2 protein-coding genes are annotated in these 2,106 nt (G+C 36.7%); both read left to right on the forward strand.

Annotation, left to right across the window (positions count from 1 at the left end):
* Positions 1-281: 281 nt before the first annotated feature.
* Positions 282-1,061: a Fe-S cluster assembly ATPase SufC gene (gene sufC, locus AC06OU_RS11625; RefSeq protein WP_169359629.1), complete on the forward strand. Its 780-nt coding sequence runs from the start codon at positions 282-284 to the stop codon at positions 1,059-1,061.
* 17 nt (positions 1,062-1,078) lie between these two features.
* Positions 1,079-2,106, forward strand: a 1,028-nt coding sequence (locus AC06OU_RS11630) for a SufB/SufD family protein (protein WP_475855942.1), incomplete at its 3' end; no start/stop codon positions are given.

Consider the following 2,106-nt stretch of genomic DNA (forward strand, 5'->3'; position numbering starts at 1 on the left):
TTAAATAGAAGACAAAAATCCATGCAGTCTAGGCTGCGTGGATTTTTTAGTTAACACTATCGCCGTAGTGATATGCATTCTCAATTAGAGTTATCTTATTGAAAATGATAGTGTCATAAAGTACCATGCGGATGAACCTAATTTTTCTCTTATAATTGTTATATATTATCAATAAGAAAGTGTTTCAAAAGATTTGCAAGGGACTTCAGTTTGAGTTAAGATTAGAATGATAATAAATTAGAATGGTTATACATTTCTAGTTACTTAATGGAGGTTATTAAATGTCGACTTTAGTTATTAAGGATTTACACGTCGCTATCGACGGTAAAGAGATCTTAAAAGGTGTTAATTTATCCCTTAACACAAATGAAATTCACGCTATCATGGGTCCAAACGGTACTGGTAAGTCTACTTTGGCTTCAGCTATCATGGGTCATCCTAAATATGAAGTTACTTCTGGTTCAGTTGAATTAGATGGTGAAGACGTATTAGAAATGGAAGTGGACGAGCGTGCTCAAGCTGGTTTGTTCCTTGCAATGCAATATCCAAGTGAGATCACTGGAGTAACTAATGCAGACTTCTTGCGTTCAGCTATCAATTCTCGTCGTGAAGAAGGCGATGAAATTTCTCTTATGAAATTTATCCGCGAATTAGACAGCAAAATGGAATTCTTAGAAATGGATCTTGATATGGCACAACGTTATTTAAATGAAGGATTCTCAGGCGGAGAGAAAAAACGTAACGAGATTCTTCAATTAATGATGCTTAAGCCTAAATTCGCTATTTTAGATGAAATTGACTCTGGTCTAGATATCGATGCACTTAAAGTTGTATCTAAAGGAATCAATGAAATGCGTGGAGAAGGCTTTGGTAGCTTAATCATCACTCACTACCAACGTTTACTTAACTACATCACTCCAGACCATGTACATGTAATGATGCAAGGTCGCGTTGTTAAATCTGGCGGTCCTGAGCTAGCTCAAAAATTAGAAGCTCAAGGTTATGACTGGATTAAAGAAGAATTAGGAATTGAAGACGAGACAGTTGGACAAGAAGCATAAGAAAGGGGACGCATGACATGACGGTTGAAACGAAAATGGCATTAACCGAACAGGATATTCGCTCCTTTTCAGAAGGTCACCAAGAACCAAGCTGGATGACGGAACTTCGTCTTTCTGCTTTAGGTCAAGTGGAAACACTTCCAATGCCAACACCAGATAAAACTAAAATTACAAATTGGAATTTCACTGAATTTCCTGCTCATACTGTAGAAAGCACTACATTCTCTTCATTGGATGAACTTCCTGAAGAAGTGAAGGCGCTTGTTCATGCAGATGAGCAAAAAAATATTTATATTCAACACAACAATACACCTGCTTACCTATCTGTAACAGATAATTTAAAAGCACAAGGTGTGATCATTACTGATATTTATACTGCTGCACGCGAACATGGCGAGCTTTTACAAAAATATTTCATGACAGATGGCGTTAAAGTTAATGAACACAAATTAACTGCACTTCATGCTGCGTTATTAAACGGTGGAGTATTTGTATACGTACCGAAAAATGTTGTAATTGAAGAACCTGTTCAAGTTATTTATCTACATGACAACGAAACTGCTTCTTTATTCAACCACACATTGCTTGTGGCGGATGAAAACAGTTCGGTAACTTATGTGGAAAACTACTTGTCTACAGTTGAACATTCAAACGGTTTAGCTAACATTGTTTCTGAAGTAATTGTGAAGGATAATGCGAAAGTTACTTTCGGTACAGTAGACGTTCTTGCAGAGGGATTTACTACTTATGTTAACCGTCGTGGTGTAACTAGCCGTGACGCTGTAATTGAATGGGCTCTTGGAATGATGAACGATAGTGATACTATTTCTGAAAATGTTACTCATTTAGTTGGGGACAATTCAGAAGGTCATGTAAAAATGGTTGTTGTAGGTCGTGGAACTCAAAAACAAAACTTTACAACAAAAGTTATTCACTGGGGTAAACATACGGAAGGACAAATCCTTAAACATGGTGTTATGAAGGATGCTGCATCTTCTATTTTCAACGGTGTTGGTAAAATTGAATTTGGTGCTACAAAAGCTAA

It is taken from the genome of Psychrobacillus sp., from assembly GCF_056205495.1.

What these genes read in the sequence shown, in the direction of transcription:
- sufC (WP_169359629.1), top strand. Translation starts at nt 282, where the DNA reads ATGTCGACTTTAGTTATTAAGGATTTACACGTCGCTATCGACGGTAAA.